Source organism: Halovulum sp. GXIMD14794 (genome assembly GCF_054457455.1).
Window position 1 is genome coordinate 1 of the sequence record NZ_JBTLNF010000011.1, and the last position, 17,636, is coordinate 17,636.

Here is a 17,636-nt window from a genome sequence, read left to right on the forward strand (position 1 = left end):
CCCCCCCCCCCCCCCCCCCCCCCCCCCCCCCCCCCCCCCGCGCCCGCCGTCATCGAGGCACTTGGCGACGACCTGAACACCCCGGGCGCGATTGCGGCGTTGCACCGGCTGGCCTCCGACGACGTGCCCGGCCTCGTCGCCTCGGCGCGGTTGCTGGGCCTTCTGGAGTCGCACATGGGCGACTGGGCCGCCGCCGGAGACGATGCCGCCGCCCTGATCGAGGCGCTGCTCGAGGCTCGGGTCACCGCCCGCAAGTCCAAGGACTTCGCCCGCGCCGATGCGATCCGCGACGGATTTGCCGCCGCCGGGGTCGAGATCAAGGACACCCCCCAAGGCACCACCTGGTCGCTCAAGCCCGGCTTCGATCCGGCCAAGCTCGAGGCCCTGCAATGACCTCGCCTTCCATGTTCCGCAAATATCCCCGCCGGAGGCATCCGACATCTGCCCCGCGCGCCCACCTCCGAAAGGCCGCGCCATGACCCGCGAACGGCTCTATCTCTTCGACACCACGCTCCGCGACGGCCAGCAGACCCAGGGCGTCGACTTCTCGCTGGACGACAAGACCCGGATCGCCAAGGCCCTCGACGCGCTCGGCATCGACTATATCGAGGGCGGCTGGCCCGGCGCGAATCCGACCGACAGCGACTTTTTCGATCAGGCGCCGAACACCCGTGCCACCTTCACTGCATTCGGCATGACCAAGCGCGCCGGGCGCTCGGCGGACAATGACGAGGTGCTCGCGGCGGTCATGAACGCGAACACGCCCGCCGTCTGCCTCGTCGGCAAGACCCACGACTTCCACGTCGAAACCGCACTCGGCATCACCCTCGAGGAAAACCTCGACAACATCCGCGCCTCGATCGCCCATATCGTCGCCGAGGGCCGTGAGGCGCTGTTCGATGCCGAGCATTTCTTCGACGGCCTCAGGGCCAACCCGGACTATGCGCTGGCCTGCGTGAAGACCGCCTTCGACGCCGGCGCCCGATGGGTTGTCCTGTGCGATACCAACGGCGGCGCGCTGCCGCATGACGTCCGCAAGGGCGTCCGCGAGGTGATGGAGGCAGGCGTGCCCGGCGATCACCTCGGCATCCACACCCACAACGACACCGAGAATGCGGTCGCCAACTCGCTGGTCGCCGTCGCCGCCGGCGCCCGGCAGATCCAGGGCACGCTGAACGGCCTTGGCGAGCGCTGCGGCAATGCCAACCTGATCTCGCTGATCCCGACGCTGCTGCTGAAAGAGCCCTATGCCAGCCAATTCGAGATCGGCGTCAGCGAGGCGGCGCTGGCCAGCCTGACGAAAACTTCGCGGATGCTGGACGATATCCTGAACCGGGTGCCGAACCGCGCCGCGCCCTATGTCGGCGCCTCGGCCTTCACCCATAAGGCGGGTCTCCACGCATCGGCGATCCTCAAGGATCCGACCACCTACGAGCACATCCCGCCCGAACTTGTGGGCAACGTGCGCAACGTGCCGATGTCAAACCAGGCCGGGCAGTCGAATCTGCGCGAGCGTCTGCAAACCGCCGGTCTGCCGGTCGAGAAGGGCGATCCGCGCCTCGCCGCGATCCTTCAGGACGTCAAGGAGCGCGAGGACCGCGGCTATGCCTACGACAGCGCGGAAGCCTCGTTCGAACTGGTCGCCCGGCGTCACCTAGGCCTGCTGCCGCGCTTCTTCGAGGTCGAGCGTTATCGCGTCACCGTCGACCGCCGCTACAACGCGCTCAAGGAAATGATCACCGTCTCCGAAGCCGTGGTCGTCGTGAACATCGGCGACGAGCGGCTGATGTCGGTCTCGGACTCGGTGGACGAGACCGGCAGCGACCAGGGCCCGGTCAACGCGCTGTCCCGCGCGCTGGCCAAGGACCTCGGCCCTTACCAGGCGGCCATCGAGGACTTGCACCTGGTCGATTTTCGCGTCCGCATCACCAATGGCGGCACCGAGGCCGTGACCCGCGTGCTGGTCGACAGCGAGGACGGGCAGGGCCGCCGCTGGTCCACCGTGGGCGTCTCGGCCAACATCGTCGACGCGTCCTTCCAGGCGCTGCTGGACGCGATCACGTGGAAGCTGATCCGCGACGGAGTGGAACCGGTATGAACGAGGCCTTCTTCACACTCCACGACGAACTGCCACGTGAGGGACCGGGCGACCGCGCCAGCCTTGACCGGGCGCTGGCACTGGCGGCTCCGCCAAGGGACGCCCGCATTCTTGATGCCGGCTGCGGGCCGGGCGCGGACATCGACGGCCTGCTGGCCCACGCACCGCAGGGCCATGTGACCGCGATCGAGGCTCACCCGCCCTTCGCCGATCGCGTGGCCGCACGCTTCGCCGGGGATCCCCGTGTCACCGCGCGCTCCGGCGACATGCTGGCCGCCCCCGGTCCGTTCGATCTGATCTGGAGCGCCGGCGCCGTCTACATGGTCGGCGTCACCGAGGCGCTGAGGGCCTGGCGCGGCGCGCTCGCCCCCGGTGGCCGGGTGGTGTTCTCCGAGATCGTCTGGCTCACCGACATGCCACCCCGCGAGGCCGCAATTTTCTGGCGCGCCTATCCCGCGATGACCGCGTTACCTGGGCTGATGGACCGTATCGCCGCCGCCGGCTATCGCTGCCTCGGCCACGAGATCCTGCCCGACGCCGCGTGGGAGGCCTATTTCACCCCCATCGAGGCACGTATCGCACAACTGCGCCCCGGCGCCGACGCGGCGATGACCGAAGTGCTCGACGAGCAGGAGCAGGAAATCGCCCTCTGGCGCAGCCACCGCGACGCTTTCGGCTACGCGCTGTGCGTGGTGGAGCCCGCATGAGCTACGACCTTTGCGCCGAGCATGTCGCGCGCTCGGACCCGGACCGGTTCGCCGCCGCGATGACCGCCCCGCCCGAGAAGCGCGGCCCGCTGATGGCGCTCTATGCCTTCAATCTGGAAGTCGCCCGCGCCCCTTGGGTCACGTCCGAGCCGATGATCGCCGCCATGCGTCTGCAATGGTGGACCGACGCCATCGCCGAGATCTACGAGGGCCGCCCGCCGCGCCGGCACGAGGTCGTCACCCCGCTCGCCGAGGTGATCGAGGCCCACGACCTGCCCCGCGAACCTTTCGATGCGCTGATCGAGGCGCGCCACCGGGACATCGAGCCGGAACCCCATCCCGACGCCGAGGCGCTCTGGGCCTGGCTCGGCGCGACCGGCGGCGGGCTCACCTGGCTTGCCGCGAGGGCGCTGGGGGCGGATCCCTCGCTCGAGCCGCTTGCGCGGTCGCAGGGCACCGCCTCGGCCGCCGCCAACCTGATCGCCGCGCTGCCCGCGCTGATCGCCGCCCACGCGCAGCCACTGCCGCCGCCTGGCGGACATGACGAGCTTCGCGCGCTGGCCGACAAGGCGCTGGAAACCCTGAAGGAAACCCGCCGCCAGAGGGGCAGGGTGCCCGCCGCCGTGCGTCCCGCATTCCTGACGGGCTGGCAGGCCGAGGCGACGCTCAGGGCCGCCCGCAAGGACCCGGAAGCCGCGCTGAAGGCGCCGCCCGCGCAATCCGAGTTCCGCCGCCGCGCCTCGCTGCTGTGGGCGGCGACGACAGGCCGCTGGTAGTCTAGACCGACCGCCGCGACGGGCCGAAGGCGAACCAGATCAGCGCGCCGCCCGCCAGCGTCAGCAGCGGCAGCATGGCAAGGTTCACCGCCGACCAGCCCGCCACCGCGTCGCTGCCCGAGCAGTTCATCAGCGCGCCCGAGCTGAGCGAGGCCAGCGTCACCGTTCCGAAGATCGCGAAATCGTTCATGCCCTGAACCCGCCCGCGTTCCTCGGGCGCATGGGCCGAGGTCAGCATCGAGGTCGCGCCGATGAAGCCGAAGTTCCAGCCGAGGCCCAGCAGGATCATCGCGACGTAGAAATGCGCGAGGTCCACGCCCATCAGCGCGACAGCGCCGCAGCCCGCCAGCAGGACAAGGCCGGTCGCGATGATCCGCTCGACCCCGAACCGGGTGATCAGGTGGCCGGTGAAGAAGGACGGCACGAACATCGCCAGCACATGGGCCGAAACGACGTCCGCCGCATCCTCGGTGCCATAGCCGCAGCCGACGATCGCCAGCGGGGCCGAGGTCATCACCAGGTTCATCAGCGCGTAGGACACCATCGCGCAGATCATCGCGACAAGGATCGTCGGATCGCGCAGCAGCTCGCGCCGGCTCCGGCCTTCCGGCGCGCCTTCCTCCGGCTTCGGCGGCTTGGGAATGTCGAGGAACAGGAATAGCAGCGCGCCCAGCAGGTTCAGACCGATAACGCCCAGATAGCCGCCCGCGAACGGGGTCGGGTCGGTCCAGGTCCCCGTCAGCTTGACCAGTTGCGGGCCGATGATGGCCGAGATCAGCCCGCCGGCCAGCACCCAGGAAATCGCCTTGGGCCGGAACTCGGCCGAGGCGGTGTCGGTGGCGGCGAAGCGATAGAAGCCTTGTGTCGCGAAATAGACGCCGGTGCACACCGCGCCGACGAGAAACAGCTCGAAAGACCCGCGCAGCAGCCCCAGCGCCGAGATCGCCCCGCCGAGCGCGCCGAACCCGGTGCCCAGAATGAAGCCGAAGCGCCGCCCGCGCCGCTGCATCAGCCCGGATACCGCCGGGGCCGCGATCATCGTCGCCAGCATCATCACCGAGATCGGAAGCGTGGCGAGGCACGCGACCGGGCTCAGGATCTGGCCGGAAAGGCCGCCCAACACGAAATTCACCGGCATCTGAGCGCCAAGGATCGCCTGCGCGCCGACAAGAACCGCGACATTGCGCCGGGCGCGCCGATCTGTTTGGGTCATGTCAATTCTATTCCTCGATCAATGCTTCCGTCCTATCGTTCCGCGCGCCGATGTCCATCCCTCCGAAGGTTCTCATGAGCGACGACGATGTCGCACGCGGCGTCGACTGGCTGGCGTCGCGTGACCCTTGTCTGGCCAAAGCCGCGAAGATCACCGGCCCGGTTCGCATCCGGCGGCGCGAGGGCGGGTTCGGTGCGCTCTTCTCGGCGATCATCTCGCAGCAGGTCTCGGTCGCCTCTGCCGACGCGATCTGGACACGGCTCTGCGACGCCTCGCTGATCACGCCCGAGGCTGTGGCGCGGGGCGGCGAGGAAGGGTTGCGCGCCTGTGGCCTGTCGCGGCAGAAGATCCGCTACGGGCTGGCGCTGGCGGAAAGCGGCATCGACTTCGACGCGCTGCCGGGCATGACCGACGACGAGGTCATTGCCGAGCTGACCCGCGTGCCCGGTATCGGCATCTGGACCGCCGAGATCTACGCGATGTTCTCGCTGGGCCGCCCGGACGTGTTCGCCGCCGGCGATCTGGCCCTGCAGGAGGCCGCACGGCAGGCCTACGGTCTGGACGCCCGGCCCGGCGAAAAGGCCCTGCGCGCGATGGCCGCGGACTGGGCCCCCTGGCGGACCGTTGCAGCCACGCTGCTTTGGCAATACTACGCCGCCCTCAAACAACGGGAAGGAGTACGGACATGACGCTGAAAGGGCCAAGACGACCGGCCGCCTCAGGGCAGGCCAGCTCGCTGGTGATCTTCCTGCATGGCTACGGTGCGGACGGGAATGACCTCATGGGTCTGGCCGAACCGCTGGCCGAATACCTTCCCGACACCATGTTCCTCGCCCCCGACGCACCTCAGAAAAGCGTCGCCAATCCCTTTGGTCGGCAGTGGTTCCCGATTCCCTATATCGACGGCTCGACGCAGGAACAGGCGATGTCCGGCATGGCCGCCGCCGTCTCGGCGCTGAACGACTGGCTCGACCAGACCGCGCGCGAGACCGGTATCGGCCCTGACCGCACGGTGCTCGTCGGTTTCTCGCAAGGCACGATGATGGCGCTGCACGTCGCGCCCCGCCGCCCCCAGGCGCTGGCCGGTGTGGTCGGCTTCTCGGGCCGCCTGCTGGCCCCCGAGCACCTCGCCGGGGCGGTGAAATCCCGCCCTCCGATGCTGCTGATCCACGGCGACCAGGACCAGGTGGTGCCGCCCGAAAGCACGCCGCAGGCGGCCGAAGCCCTGCGCGCCGCCGGGTTCGACGTCGACACCCATGTCTCGAAAGGCATGGCCCACGGAATCGCGCCCGACGGGCTGGGCCTCGCGCTTCAGTTCATCCAGCGGGTGCTTCCGGCGGCAGAGTGATCCCCCAAAGGCGCGGCTCGGCGAACTCCACCGAGTTCCCCGCCGGGTCGCGCACATAGACCGAGCGCGCGCCGTTCGGCCACTCGAAATCGTCCTCGATGGGCACGCCCGCCGCCTCCAGCCGGGCGCGCCAGGCGTCCAGCTCCGACCGGGACGCCGCGAAGCACACATGCCCCGGCCCCTCGGCGCCATGCGTCAGGTGGCCGGGCCGCTCCGGATCGCCCGACACAAGCGTCGCCTCGGGCCGGAACACCAGCAACACCCCCAGCGGCAGGCGGAAGAACACGTGCCGCCCTTCCTTCTCCAGCATGACCTCCAGCCCCAGCACGTCGCGGTAGAACGCCCGCGCGGCATCGAGGTCGTCGGCATAGATCCCGGTCTCCAGGATCGCGCGGCACTCGGGGGCAGGGGGCAGGGCATCGCTCATGCGCCGGAGCATAACACCCGTCCCCCCGTCACAAAACCGTAAGCTCCCCGCCGTATGGTGCGCGCGACCAGCCCGCAGCCGCAGCATATAGGGTCTTGCGCGGTTTCCGGGCCGAGATATAGTCAGATGAACAGGGACGGGCTCGTCCCGTCCGCCAAAGCGTCTGAAACGGGGCCAGGGCAGGACAGGGAAACGAGTCGCCATGCAAACCGCGATCGAAACGCAACCGAGCTTCATACGACAACCCGCCGGGGCGCGGGACCACCCGGCGCTTGTCCTGAACGCGGACTTCCGTCCGCTCAGCTACCTGCCGCTGTCGCTCTGGCCCTGGCAGGAGGCCGTCAAGGCCGCCTTCCTCGACCGCGTCACCGTGATCTCGGAATATGACGAGGTCGTGCGCTCCCCCTCGATGGAACTGCGCATCCCCTCGGTCGTCGTGCTCAAGGACTTCGTCCGCCCGGCGCGCACGGCGGCCTTTACCCGCTTCAACCTGTTCCTGCGCGACGAATTCCGCTGCCAGTACTGCGGCGCGCGCGGCGAGATGACCTTCGACCACGTGATCCCCCGCGCCCGCGGCGGCCGCACCACGTGGGAGAACGTCGTCGCCGCCTGCGGCCCCTGCAACCTGCGCAAGGGCTCCCGCACGCTGCGCCAGGCCAGCATGACGCTCCGCAAACCCCCGCGCGAGCCGCGCCCCGGAGAGCTTCAGAACATCGGCCGCAAGTTCCCGCCGAACCACCTGCACGAAAGCTGGCTCGACTTCCTCTACTGGGACGCCGAACTGGAGGCGTGATAGCGCTGGCATCCACCCCCGCGCTTTCGTAAAACCGGGCAACGGCCCAAGGTTTCGCGAAGGACGCATCCCATGAAACGCTCGCAGATCAACCAGATCGTCGCCGAAGGCGATGCCTTCATCCGCAGCTTCGGCCACATCCTGCCGCCCTTCGCCTACTGGACGCCCGAGCAGATCCGCTCGGACGAGGCCGCCACGATCCGCGACCGGGGCCTCGGCTGGGACATCACCGACTACGGCCAGGGCCGCTTCGACGAGATGGGCCTGTTCCTCTTCACCACCCGCAACGGCACGCTGGGCGATCTGGGCAAGGGCAAGGGGATGCTCTACGCCGAGAAGATCATGATCTCGCGCCAACACCAGCTCTCGCCGATGCACCGCCACGACATCAAGGCCGAGGACATCATCAACCGCGGCGGCGCCGACCTGATCATCGAGCTGTTCGCCCCGGCCGAGGATGGCAGCATCGACCGCCACGCCGACGTGACCGTGCCCTGCGACGGGGTGCTCAAGACCGTGCAGGCCGGGGGCCGGATCAAGCTGAAACCCGGAGAGTCCGTCACCCTGATGCCCGGCATCTGGCACGCCTTCTGGCCCGAAGAGGGCGACACGCTGATCGGCGAGGTCTCGACGGTGAACGACGACAAGACCGACAACGTGTTTGAAATGCCGATTGGCCGGTTTGCGGACGTCGAGGAAGACGAGGCGGCTCTGAGGTTGCTGGTGTCGGATTATTGAGGTGGAGCCAACCTTCGGGAGAGAACCCCGCGATTGGCGGAGGTCTGGTCTTACATCTCTCGGGACTGCTTGTTGGCATCGAAGGTTGACGTCGTTGTAAGCGTCAGCAGCAATTTTAGCCTCCAAGTTTTGTGATCATAGGCCCAACTTTTGGGCGGCCTCAATGTTAAGTTGAAAAAGGCGAAGTCATGGCTTAAATAACGCGAGTGCGGGCGTGAGCCACGCGCTCGGTTGCTTCGGTGGCCTTTGTAAGTAACAGGCGTAAGCCTAGCGTTTGAGATATAGCGCTCATCCTCGTGAGAGGATCAAGAACCATGAAAAAGTACGTCCGCACGCATTTATAAAATGACAGAAAAAGAAAAACTCAAACAGCTTTCTGACCGCATTTGGATCACCGAGCGATGCCATATGAACGCAGAGAAGAGGAGCCGATTCCTAGAGCTATATTTTCATATTGTACTTGCTTTATTTGCGCTTTCCTCTATATGTATATCAGTAGTCGGTGGCGCTGACAATGTCCGCCTAAATGATAGCTTTTTAAGTTTTGCCTCGATTACAACGCTTTGTCTTTCGCTGCTGATCTTCGGTTTCAAATTCGGGGAAACTGCTGCGAACCATCGGTCGTGCTACCTCGCGCTTCAAAAACTCCGAGCCAGCGACGAACAGGCAAGCGAAAAACAGGAAGAAGTCTACATAGAAGTGTTGGGGCACTATCCCAACCATACTACCGGCGACTACATGCGCCTCGCGGTCAACGACATTTTCAATGCTGAGCAAAGCCTAAAATCACCGAATGGTGAGGCGGTGCGGTTGGGGCGGTGGCGACGCCTTTGTTACGCGGCGTCTTGGCTTATCGCCCGGCTCCTGCTTCTTGTCTTTGCGACTCTTCCGTTCGTTTTGGTTTACTACGCAATTGACTTCAATGGGGTGGTAACACCTTGAGACTGCCTATCAGTTCGGCAGATGCCTTCGCTCGCCATTTTTCAGAACGCAATCTGCAGGAGGTCATTGATCTCCATTTGAGGGAGGGCGTTGCTAGAGGTGTGGACGGAACCAGCTACGATAAGTTTTTAGCTTCCCGCGATAGCGAAGTGAACCTCATAAGGCAACGTGCCCTGTCGGGTGCGTATAAATTCTCTCCTTACCGCCAGAAGCTCTTACTCAAGAATGCTTCCAGCCCGCCAAGGCAAGTTTCTATACCGACCTTGCGAGATAGGGTCGCGCTTAGAGCTCTTAACAATTTTCTGACTTCGATGTTTCCCGATTGTAGGCCACAGCACGCTCACCCGGTCATCAGCGCTGTTATACAGTCGATAGAGTCTATGAGAGATGATGACTGCTTTATCAAACTCGACATTCAGTCTTTTTATGATGCAGTTTCCCACAACGTCTTGATGCGAAACCTCCGTGCAAGGATCCGTACTGACCCGCCCCTCACCTTAATTTCGTCAGCGCTCAGGACCCCCACCGGAACTACGGTCGCCGAGAATGCATCAAATGATCTCGGCATACCGCAAGGCTTGAGCATCTCTAACATGCTGTCCTCGATTTATCTCAAGAGCATCGACAGTCAGTACGGGCAGCAACTGGGCCTAAAGTATCATCGTTACGTGGATGACATACTGTGCATCTTGCCAAGAAGCGAAGCCGACTTGACGGCTGCGGCAATCATTAAGAGTCTGAAGTCAAAGAAAAAACTTACCTGCCACCCGCTCGGAACAGGAAAATCACAGATCATAGAGCCAGGTTTCAGCGCTTCATATCTTGGATACTCAATCAGCCGTCGGAAAATTTCAGTTCGGACAGCCACTGAGAAAAAGCTAATGTCCAACATCATGGAAATCATCCACGGTGCCAAGCCGGCCGAATGGCAAAGAGCCATGTGGAGGGTCAATCTTAGGATCACAGGCTGCAAGATTTCTGGAGCGAATGTCGGCTGGATCTTTTACTTTTCCCAGATCAATGATCTCAGTCTGCTTGCCAAAATGGACACGCAGATCAAGGCAGCGGTGATTGCGCGCCTTGGCGAACAGGCTGCGTCTGAACTGAAGCGTTTACTAAAAGCTTATCACCAAGCGAAGTTTAATCACCAAGAGAGCACTTATTACCCGGATTTCGGCACGTATACGCGGCAAGAAATGGAGCGACACCTCGAACTTCTTGCACCTGAGCGCTACCGGAACTTGGCGGAGAAGACTGACGCGCAGATAACGAGGATATTCGGTTCATCGGTGTGGCGAGAGGTTAAGCGGATGGAGCGCGATACGTTGGGCAGCTTTTCGTAACTTGTCCGGGGTGGAAGGCTTCTGCGCAACCGTGAACTTCTATGTATTCAGGCGTTTTCTCGCTTCTCTCAGCCACTAAAGTTTTATCGAAATTACCAGATCCAAACAGTTCAGTTTTCAGGGAGCAGGGCACGCTTGGCAGAATAACGCGGTTCGTTTCCACCCCCAATGATTATGGGGATGATAGCACTCGGCTGAGCCCCGGAAAATCGAAGCAGAAGACGCGTTAACACTCTATCAAGATTCTTTTCACTTTAAAAATCATGCACTTAAGGGGGTTTTCACGATGAAATCCCCCGTTTTCATGCTGAAACGGCGCGTCTCAGGCAGCCGTCCGGCGCGTCGCCGCCGCCAGCCAGATCAGCACCAGACCGGCCGAGACGATCGCGTTCCATCCCGCCATCGAGATGCCCATGAAGTCCCAGGCGATCTCGTCGCAGCGGACCACCGGCGCCGCCATGATCTGCTCCAGCAGCTCCGCCGGGCTCTGCCCCTCGAGGTCCGCCGCTGTGCAGGTGTCCGGTCCCTCCCACCAGACCCGCTCCACTCCGAAATGATAGGCCCCGACCGCCGCCGTCGCCGCGGCCGCCGCCGCGCCCGCCAGCGCCAGGATCCTCAGCGGAATGAAATAGGCCAGCACCGCGATCAGCACCGCCGCCAGGTGCGGCCAGCGTTGCGTGATGCAAAGCGGGCAGGGGTAGAGCCCCCCGATGTACTGGAACGCCAGCGCCCCCAGCAGCAGCCCGGCCGAGCCCAGCCCCGCCAGCGTCGTCAGAAACCGTCTGGTCATAGGTACCTCACCAGTGCGAACCCGCCCAGTATCAACGCGAACGCCGCCGTCGTCACCAGCGCGAAGCGTTTCTCGACGAACTCCTTCACCGGCGGCCCGAACTTCCACAGGATCGCCGCAAGCAGGAAGAAGATGAACCCCCGCGCCAGCAGCGAGGCGACCATGAACACGGTGAAATCCAGCCCCGTCGCCCCCGAGGTGATCGTGATCACCTTGTAGGGGAACGGCGTCATCCCCGCGAACAGCACCGCCCAGGCGCCGTATTCGTTGAATTGCGCGCTGAAAACCTCGAACTTCTCGTCCTTGCCGTAGAACTCCAGCACCGGCCTGCCGACGCTGTCGAACAGCTCGGCCCCGATCCAGTAGCCCAGCACGCCCCCCGCAACCGACGCCAGCGTGCAAACCAGCGCGATCAGCCACGCCCGATGCGGCGCCGCCAGCACCATCGGCACCACCATGATATGCGGCGGGATCGGAAACACCGAGGACTCGATGAAAGCGACAAACGCCAACGCCCAAAGCGCATGCGGCGTGTCTGCCAGTTCCAGCGTCCAGTCGTAAAGCCGTCTCAGCATTCCCGCTCGCCTCGCCTGCCGTTTCAAGCCGTTGACCACGAAGCAAGCCCCTCCGTCAACGCGAACATCCGCCGCGCCGCATTTTAGGCTTGTGAAACAGGGGCGGATACGCGATAGCCTGCACTCCCCACACCTCGCCCGAGTGGTGGAATTGGTAGACACAGGGGATTCAAAATCCCCCGCCGCAAGGCTTGCCGGTTCGAGTCCGGCCTCGGGTACCATATCTTGTAAACTGCATTGAAATCATTGGGGAATATCCCAGGATTTACCACCCCAGAGACGGGGGGTGGTAAAGATGTTCACCAATTGAGCCCCTGAAACGCGTTCATGGCCTGTTCCGCCATGATCCGTCGCTCAGCTTTCGCCGTGTAGATTTCCGATGTTGCGGCCTTGGTGTGTGCGAGCACGGCCATGATCTGCCTCGACGACATTCCGGCCTCCGCGAGCAATTCTGCCATGGCTTTCCGAACGCCATGAGAGGACCTGCCCTCGAGGCCTGCTTCATCGCACCATTTGCGGAAGCGAACTCTCATGGCTTCCGATGTCTTGAACCCCTTTCCATGTTCTCCGACGATGTAGGTCTCCTGCCCGGTAACCGTGGTGTCCCGGATTGTACGTTCCAAGGGGGCGAGCATTGGTAGTTCCATTGGCGCTGATCCCTTCTTTACCGGTTGCCACCTCAGCCATTTCCTCCCGTCCCTGAGGAACTCATTGGGAGGCCCCAGGAGGATGGCGTCGGATATACGGCATCCGGTGAACATGAGAATGGTCAGGTACAGAAAGGCTTGTGATCCTGGCTTATGGCGCTCACGGTACTTCTCCACGTCGTCCATAGACCATGGGACCGCACCGCCCTTGGACTTGTGGATATTCTGAATGCCCTCAGCGGGGTTTTGTGAGGCGTATCCAGCCTTAATGCCGAAACGGTACATTGCTCGGGCGGCCTTGAGCATGTTGTCTGCCTCGGCGGGCCGGTCCATCCACATGAGGTGCAGGCGCTCGAAAGCTGTCTTGGGCGCTACGATGGAATAGTCCCCGTATACTCCCCCTTTCGGCGCTGGAGACTGGCACATGCGTACCAAAATCGACTTGCGCTGTCTCAGAGTAAGCGGTGATTTTAGACCAGCTTTGACCTCGCGTTCGAGGTGCATCAGGTACTCGTTGACGAGCCATCTTAGCGATTTTGGCGTATATGCCTGCCGTTCGATCTCCCTGGGGATGTCCCCAACCTCTAACCCGTTTCGGTACGCGCGGTAATAGTCCCCGAATTCAGGGTGTTGCGGGTCGATCCTTCGGGGGAGGAGGCGCCTCTTCTTTGGGTTCGCTTTCTGGGCTATCCGATATCTAACTACGCCATCGCGCACTTCGCGATGAAGACCTTCGATGTTCATGCGCATCGAGCGTTATCCCGATAATCCGCAAAACGCAAATTTCATCGGCTCGTGGGCGCAAGAGATTTGCGATATGCAATACTGTCCCATAAGCGATATAGCAGCCGGTGGCGAAGTCATCAATGATCGCGTGTGTGTCGGCGTGTGCTGCTACTTGGCGTGCATGCCAACGTCCTCGGGCATGAGGTATGCTCTAGCGGGCGTCGCCCACGATAATTCGACGTCGTAGCGCGGGCGTTCTATCGGTCGCGGCTCAAGGGATACGAGCGTAAAAAGGCCTTCTCTACTCCCGTCAACAATCTGAGCAAAGACCAACTCGCCGCCGACAATCTTGCAGACAACAGGTCTCGATCGGTCGTTGGTCACGCGGGTTCTGTTGTGCTCCACAACTACTGCTTCTCCGGTGACGAATATCGGCTCAAAGCTCTGTGTGTTAAAAAGAAAAGCTTCGAGACCAAGAGCATCCAGGAATGGGGGGCATGTGATGCTGAGCCCGCATTCGCTGGAGATTAGCCCGCCTACGCCAATAAGGCCGGTTACGGGGATGACGCTCGGCCGGCCTGGTGCGAGCAACTCAGCTACCTCGACATCCAAAGCGGCAGCAAGGCGCTGGAGGAGGTCAGCGTTTGTGCGTCGGTCTCCTCGCTCGATCTGGCTGAGATAGCTTTGGCTCATTCCTGCTTGGCGAGCCAACTGAGCTAGGCTTAGTCCGCGCGTCTGGCGGAGTTGGCGAACCCTAAGCTCCATCTCATTGCACTCCGCTATATCGCACCCAGCAGATATCAGTTCAAAAGCGGCTATTGCAAAGGAATTTGCTATATGCAAATTGCGCAGTGGTCGTTGCGCTATTTGGAGATTGCGGCGTGGCAAAAAAGCGAATGCCCGGGTTCTTTGGATTAGACCGGGCGCGGTTTGAGGCGATCCGTAGTGCTGGTTTTGGAGTGGCGGAGATCGCCGCTTATCTGAGCCTCTTGAAAAGTACGGATAGCGGCAATGAGATTTCTACCGGTGGTGTGAATTCCATCTGCAACTGGTCAGGGCTGCGTCCGGCTGAGGCCAAGCTCGCGATCAATAACCTAAGTGCGCTGGGGGTGTTAGAAGTTATTCCGACCGACAGCGCCCGAGCGCGCAGAGTTCCACGGCACCGCCTTTCGAATGGCGACACTCGCCGCCGCTTGGCGGGGAAAGAAAGATTGGTCTTCGATCTGGTCAAAGGTGGAAGTCAGCCCAAGTCCGTTTCTGAAATCAATGCCGCTCATCGAGCCATGAAAAAGGGCTGGATGACTAAGGTTGGAAAGCTTTGGGAAGTCAATGAGTACTATGCTCAGCCGATATTTATTCCCAATAATTTCGTTGATGCAGACAGTGCTGTGTCCACGCTTCATAGGCTTGTGGATATGGGAGTTGTTGAAGCGATATACTATGCAGTTGACCTATATGGCTGGCAAAATCTATGGGAACATAGGGGGATACCGAGAGACAAAGTAGAGGGCCATTTCATGGTTGTCGATCGGTTTCCTCTAGGTGCCCAAGATATACGCGTACTGAGAGCCAATCTTTGCTCGGCAGAGGGTATTAGCGGCCATTTCGCTACTACCTGTGATAAAGGGTACTGGGATTCAGCTGCGGGGCACGTGCGGCATCCGATGATAGCAATATTGGAGGATGTGGGTTTGCTCGAGTGGGCCATCTATTCAGTGAGTAGCGTTCCAGAGTCCAGAGCGGTTCAGCAGCGGCTAAAGCGCCCGTTGGGCGTCCTGAGGAGGGGGCAGTTCGTCTTGGATACGCCGGAGAGCCGTCCGGCGTTCATGGCCTACCTGATAAGTCAAATGCGGGCAGCCAGGATAAGTAGATCTGAAGGTCGTCTCAGGGTTGGCTTGCGGCGACTGGTTGAACAATGGCGCGATAGTTCCGCTGTCATCGCGGTTGAGGAGAGGTCGGCTTCAGGGATCTCCGCAGTAGCGGTATTGCGATTGGCGAACCGCGCAATCACGGCAAACGCACTGGCATGGCATGCGGAGCTGGTGAAAGAATCCGAAAATTACTTTTTGTTTCTGAAGGGCGTGGCGGAAAGGGAGTTTGTAGAAGTTACTGAATTTGTTAAAAAAATAGAGGAATCGGAAAACATAGATGTCGCAATCTCAATGGAGCTCAACGTAACCTCAACGTGAGTACAATTCTTGCTCAACTGGCTCCTCTGAGAGCCGAAGGCTCTCGCTGAAGCGCGGGTCTTCGATGCGAATGACGTTTCGGGGCCTTTGAGTGGGGACACAATGGGGGCTGGGGTTCTGTCGAACAGGCGAATCGGTTTAAGAGTAGCCGAAGGATATCTGCTACCTATTTGGCTAAGCTGGCTTTCCCTCTTTAGTTTGCCGAGGCGGGTGCGTGGACGATCATAGGCGGCAGGTTTACAGACCGCTACGCGTGCGCGCGCGTAGGATGCAATCCGCTAGATACCTCAAGGGAGGCATCGGTTCGGCATTGCAGCGGCATTGCAGCGGCATTGCCGTGGCATCATGGGTTTCCTTTGTTTTCAACCACCTAGCCTTTGCGTTGTCAGATTGCTCTGTGCTTCGCCGTTGACAGCATTGAGTACGTCCGTCAGACGACCTTGTGAAATCGAGTCGTGGGGCACGTCGAAACAGGGCCAGATCGGCCTCGGAGCTTGAGGCCGAGAACTATCGCAAGGCGATCATGGAGAACCTCGCCAAGGCTGGCGTACAGCAGCAGGACAAGGGCGACGCGATCCGGTTCGACAGCCTGACGCCCTGGCCCGGCGACTGGATTGCCGCCGAGGGCCGCTACATGGAAGGCGAGACCGAGCGCCGAGCGGCGATCTTCATCGGCCCCGAGTACGGTACCGTCAGCCGCGCCGACCTGGTCGACTGCGCCCGCGAGGCCGCCGATGGGGGCTTCGACATCGTCATCGCTTGCGCCTTCAACTTCGAGGCTCACGCGCAGGAGTTCCACAAGCTTGGCCGCATCCCGATCCTGCACGCCCGAATGAACGCCGACCTGCACATGGCCGGAGATCTGAAGGCTGGCGGCGGCAACCTGTTCGTCGTCTTCGGCGAGCCGGACATCGAGTTGGTCGAGGACGGCGACCGCTATCGGGTGGAGCTGAAGGGCGTCGACATCTTCCGCCCCGCCAAGGGCGAGGTCGAAAGCAGCGAGCCCGAGGACATCGCCTGCTGGTTCATCGACACCGACTACTCGGGCGAAAGTTTCTTCGTCCGCCAGGCCTACTTCCCCGGCGCGGAGGTACCCTACAAGGCCCTGCGCAACACCCTGAAGGGCGAGATCGACGAGGACGCTTGGGAGAGCCTGAAGCGCACCGTCTCGCGCCCGTTCGCGCGGCCGAAGTCCGGGCGGATCGCGGTGAAGGTGATCAACCACCTATCCGTGACCTCCTCACGCCCCTCGCCGACGGCACCGCGCTCGTGCGCATCGAGACCGAGCACCGCGCGGACGAGATCGCCGCTACCTTGCACGCAGAGATGCCCTGGCTGGGACGGGCCACCGAAGTCGCCTGGCATGCGCTACTCGCCGGGGTCCGCGAGGGCGCGCCAGGCCTGCATCTGCCACCCGTTCTGCTCGATGGTCCGCCCGGGGTCGGCGAGAGCCACTGGGCAAGGAGGCTCGGGGAGCTCATCGGTGTCCCGGTCTCGGTCATCGACGCTGCGGCCGAGCCGGCCGGGTTCTCGGTTGCCGGCTCCCAACGGGGGTGGGGCAGTGCCGGTCCTGGTCGCCCGATCGAGCTGTTCCTGCGCGAACGCATCGGCAATCCGGTCGTCCTGATCGATGAGATCGACAAGGTCGGGGAAGTACGCACGAAGAGCGGCGTTGAGTTCGCGCTTACGGCGGCGCTTCTGTCGCTGCTGGAGCCCGAGAGCGCGCGGGCATGGAGCTGTCCGTACTTCCGGATCACATTCGACATGAGCTGGATCTCCTGGATCCTGACCTCGAACAACCGTCGGCGCATCCCCGCGCCGCTGTTGAGCCGGAGCAGGGTCGTCGAACTGCCAAGGCTGACCGGGCGACAGCTGGCCGAATTCGCGCAGCGCCAGGCATTGGCCAGGGGGCTTCCGGGGGATGTAGCGAACGAATTGGCCGCGGTGCTGCGTCGGAAGAAGCTCGGGCCGGATCTGCGGGCGGTTTTACGAGTGATTGATGGGCTGGTGGCGAGAGAGGGCGGGGCGAAGCTGCACTGACACCCTCGTTCATCAAGTCCGACAACGAAGTCGGGAGGGTCACTGAGCCGCGGGAACGAGGACACCGGAGATGCCCAGTGGAAGTTGAGGACGCTCAACTGGTCGTTGGGAAGTTGCAGCTCCCCCTACGAGACGCAGGTGATGCGAGCAGTTCGCGTCCTAGCCAACCGAATATCACTACGTAGGGCCACGCGAGGAACCTCGACAGCCCTCCCGGCGTCCTTGCTTGAATTCCCGCTAGCCAGCAAAGTAACGTCAACTGATTTCTTACAGATGAATGTGTT

At 62.5% G+C, this 17,636-nt stretch carries 19 protein-coding genes and 1 tRNA gene; 13 read left to right on the top strand and 7 right to left on the bottom strand.

Going from position 1 to position 17,636, the window contains the following annotated elements; genetic code table 11:
• Positions 1-51 precede the first annotated feature (51 nt).
• From ACW9UR_RS23035 to ACW9UR_RS23050, 4 genes are all read left to right on the top strand, one after another.
• Positions 52-393, top strand: coding sequence for a CysS/YqeB C-terminal domain-containing protein (locus ACW9UR_RS23035; RefSeq protein WP_458919562.1), 342 nt, complete (start codon positions 52-54; stop codon positions 391-393).
• An 82-nt stretch (positions 394-475) separates the two neighbouring features.
• Positions 476-2,098 (top strand): citramalate synthase, encoded by a 1,623-nt coding sequence (gene cimA / locus ACW9UR_RS23040; protein ID WP_458919432.1) that lies wholly within the window; start codon positions 476-478, stop codon positions 2,096-2,098.
• Positions 2,095-2,805, top strand: a complete 711-nt coding sequence (locus ACW9UR_RS23045) for a class I SAM-dependent methyltransferase (RefSeq protein WP_458919433.1) — start codon at positions 2,095-2,097, stop codon at positions 2,803-2,805. Before cimA ends, ACW9UR_RS23045 begins: the two co-directional genes overlap by 4 nt.
• Entirely contained in the window at positions 2,802-3,581 is a 780-nt protein-coding gene (locus ACW9UR_RS23050; protein WP_458919434.1) for a phytoene/squalene synthase family protein, read from the top strand. The genes ACW9UR_RS23045 and ACW9UR_RS23050 overlap by 4 nt, the downstream gene beginning before the upstream one ends.
• A 1-nt stretch (position 3,582) precedes the next feature.
• Here ACW9UR_RS23050 and ACW9UR_RS23055 read toward each other — a convergent pair whose 3' ends face one another.
• A complete protein-coding gene (locus tag ACW9UR_RS23055; protein WP_458919435.1) occupies positions 3,583-4,794 on the bottom strand; it encodes an MFS transporter in 1,212 nt (403 codons plus the stop codon).
• Between the two features lie 74 nt (positions 4,795-4,868).
• On the opposite strand from ACW9UR_RS23055, the gene ACW9UR_RS23060 reads away from it, so the two are divergent.
• Complete coding sequence (locus tag ACW9UR_RS23060) at positions 4,869-5,483, top strand: DNA-3-methyladenine glycosylase family protein (protein WP_458919436.1); 615 nt, start codon at positions 4,869-4,871, stop codon at positions 5,481-5,483.
• Positions 5,480-6,142 carry an alpha/beta hydrolase gene (locus ACW9UR_RS23065; RefSeq protein WP_458919437.1) on the top strand — a complete coding sequence of 221 codons (663 nt, stop codon included), beginning with the start codon at positions 5,480-5,482 and terminating at the stop codon, positions 6,140-6,142. The genes ACW9UR_RS23060 and ACW9UR_RS23065 overlap by 4 nt, the downstream gene beginning before the upstream one ends.
• On the opposite strand, the gene ACW9UR_RS23070 is transcribed toward ACW9UR_RS23065, so the two are convergent.
• The gene (locus ACW9UR_RS23070) at positions 6,111-6,581 is read right to left on the bottom strand and encodes a VOC family protein (RefSeq protein ID WP_458919438.1); all 471 of its coding nucleotides are present in this window, start codon (positions 6,579-6,581) and stop codon (positions 6,111-6,113) included. The genes ACW9UR_RS23065 and ACW9UR_RS23070 overlap by 32 nt on opposite strands.
• Before the next feature lie 190 nt (positions 6,582-6,771).
• Between ACW9UR_RS23070 and ACW9UR_RS23075 the strand changes: the two genes are divergently transcribed.
• From ACW9UR_RS23075 to ACW9UR_RS23090, 4 genes are all read left to right on the top strand, one after another.
• Complete coding sequence (locus tag ACW9UR_RS23075) at positions 6,772-7,362, top strand: HNH endonuclease (RefSeq protein WP_458919439.1); 591 nt, start codon at positions 6,772-6,774, stop codon at positions 7,360-7,362.
• A gap of 72 nt (positions 7,363-7,434) precedes the next feature.
• Positions 7,435-8,100, top strand: coding sequence for a D-lyxose/D-mannose family sugar isomerase (locus ACW9UR_RS23080; RefSeq protein ID WP_458919440.1), 666 nt, complete (start codon positions 7,435-7,437; stop codon positions 8,098-8,100).
• 345 nt (positions 8,101-8,445) lie between these two features.
• Complete coding sequence (locus ACW9UR_RS23085; protein ID WP_458919441.1) at positions 8,446-9,042, top strand: SLATT domain-containing protein; 597 nt, start codon at positions 8,446-8,448, stop codon at positions 9,040-9,042.
• Entirely contained in the window at positions 9,039-10,385 is a 1,347-nt protein-coding gene (locus tag ACW9UR_RS23090) for a reverse transcriptase domain-containing protein (protein ID WP_458919442.1), read from the top strand. The genes ACW9UR_RS23085 and ACW9UR_RS23090 overlap by 4 nt, the downstream gene beginning before the upstream one ends.
• A 322-nt stretch (positions 10,386-10,707) precedes the next feature.
• Here ACW9UR_RS23090 and ACW9UR_RS23095 read toward each other — a convergent pair whose 3' ends face one another.
• Positions 10,708-11,175: a disulfide bond formation protein B gene (locus tag ACW9UR_RS23095; RefSeq protein ID WP_458919443.1), complete on the bottom strand. Its 468-nt coding sequence runs from the start codon at positions 11,173-11,175 to the stop codon at positions 10,708-10,710.
• Positions 11,172-11,750 carry a YqaA family protein gene (locus ACW9UR_RS23100; protein ID WP_458919444.1) on the bottom strand — a complete coding sequence of 193 codons (579 nt, stop codon included), beginning with the start codon at positions 11,748-11,750 and terminating at the stop codon, positions 11,172-11,174. The genes ACW9UR_RS23095 and ACW9UR_RS23100 overlap by 4 nt, the downstream gene beginning before the upstream one ends.
• Before the next feature lie 136 nt (positions 11,751-11,886).
• Between ACW9UR_RS23100 and ACW9UR_RS23105 the strand changes: the two genes are divergently transcribed.
• Positions 11,887-11,971: transfer RNA gene (locus ACW9UR_RS23105), tRNA-Leu, on the top strand.
• A 78-nt stretch (positions 11,972-12,049) separates the two neighbouring features.
• Here ACW9UR_RS23105 and ACW9UR_RS23110 read toward each other — a convergent pair.
• The gene (locus tag ACW9UR_RS23110; protein ID WP_458919445.1) at positions 12,050-13,147 is read right to left on the bottom strand and encodes a site-specific integrase; all 1,098 of its coding nucleotides are present in this window, start codon (positions 13,145-13,147) and stop codon (positions 12,050-12,052) included.
• A 144-nt stretch (positions 13,148-13,291) separates the two neighbouring features.
• Entirely contained in the window at positions 13,292-13,888 is a 597-nt protein-coding gene (locus ACW9UR_RS23115) for a helix-turn-helix domain-containing protein (RefSeq protein ID WP_458919446.1), read from the bottom strand.
• A gap of 116 nt (positions 13,889-14,004) precedes the next feature.
• On the opposite strand from ACW9UR_RS23115, the gene ACW9UR_RS23120 reads away from it, so the two are divergent.
• Positions 14,005-15,312: a hypothetical protein gene (locus ACW9UR_RS23120; protein ID WP_458919447.1), complete on the top strand. Its 1,308-nt coding sequence runs from the start codon at positions 14,005-14,007 to the stop codon at positions 15,310-15,312.
• A gap of 430 nt (positions 15,313-15,742) precedes the next feature.
• On the opposite strand, the gene ACW9UR_RS23125 is transcribed toward ACW9UR_RS23120, so the two are convergent.
• A complete protein-coding gene (locus ACW9UR_RS23125) occupies positions 15,743-16,537 on the bottom strand; it encodes a hypothetical protein (RefSeq protein WP_458919448.1) in 795 nt (264 codons plus the stop codon).
• 101 nt (positions 16,538-16,638) lie between these two features.
• On the opposite strand from ACW9UR_RS23125, the gene ACW9UR_RS23130 reads away from it, so the two are divergent.
• Entirely contained in the window at positions 16,639-17,352 is a 714-nt protein-coding gene (locus tag ACW9UR_RS23130) for an AAA family ATPase (protein ID WP_458919563.1), read from the top strand.
• Positions 17,353-17,636: the final 284 nt, after the last annotated feature.

Coding starts and splice junctions, on each gene's coding strand:
- cimA (WP_458919432.1), top strand. CDS start 476: ATGACCCGCGAACGGCTCTATCTCTTCGACACCACGCTCCGCGACGGC.
- ACW9UR_RS23045 (WP_458919433.1), top strand. CDS start 2,095: ATGAACGAGGCCTTCTTCACACTCCACGACGAACTGCCACGTGAGGGA.
- ACW9UR_RS23050 (WP_458919434.1), top strand. CDS start 2,802: ATGAGCTACGACCTTTGCGCCGAGCATGTCGCGCGCTCGGACCCGGAC.
- ACW9UR_RS23055 (WP_458919435.1), bottom strand. CDS start 4,794: ATGACCCAAACAGATCGGCGCGCCCGGCGCAATGTCGCGGTTCTTGTC.
- ACW9UR_RS23060 (WP_458919436.1), top strand. CDS start 4,869: ATGAGCGACGACGATGTCGCACGCGGCGTCGACTGGCTGGCGTCGCGT.
- ACW9UR_RS23065 (WP_458919437.1), top strand. CDS start 5,480: ATGACGCTGAAAGGGCCAAGACGACCGGCCGCCTCAGGGCAGGCCAGC.
- ACW9UR_RS23070 (WP_458919438.1), bottom strand. CDS start 6,581: ATGCTCCGGCGCATGAGCGATGCCCTGCCCCCTGCCCCCGAGTGCCGC.
- ACW9UR_RS23075 (WP_458919439.1), top strand. CDS start 6,772: ATGCAAACCGCGATCGAAACGCAACCGAGCTTCATACGACAACCCGCC.
- ACW9UR_RS23080 (WP_458919440.1), top strand. CDS start 7,435: ATGAAACGCTCGCAGATCAACCAGATCGTCGCCGAAGGCGATGCCTTC.
- ACW9UR_RS23085 (WP_458919441.1), top strand. CDS start 8,446: ATGACAGAAAAAGAAAAACTCAAACAGCTTTCTGACCGCATTTGGATC.
- ACW9UR_RS23095 (WP_458919443.1), bottom strand. CDS start 11,175: ATGACCAGACGGTTTCTGACGACGCTGGCGGGGCTGGGCTCGGCCGGG.
- ACW9UR_RS23100 (WP_458919444.1), bottom strand. CDS start 11,750: ATGCTGAGACGGCTTTACGACTGGACGCTGGAACTGGCAGACACGCCG.
- ACW9UR_RS23110 (WP_458919445.1), bottom strand. CDS start 13,147: ATGCGCATGAACATCGAAGGTCTTCATCGCGAAGTGCGCGATGGCGTA.
- ACW9UR_RS23115 (WP_458919446.1), bottom strand. CDS start 13,888: ATGGAGCTTAGGGTTCGCCAACTCCGCCAGACGCGCGGACTAAGCCTA.
- ACW9UR_RS23130 (WP_458919563.1), top strand. CDS start 16,639: ATGCCCTGGCTGGGACGGGCCACCGAAGTCGCCTGGCATGCGCTACTC.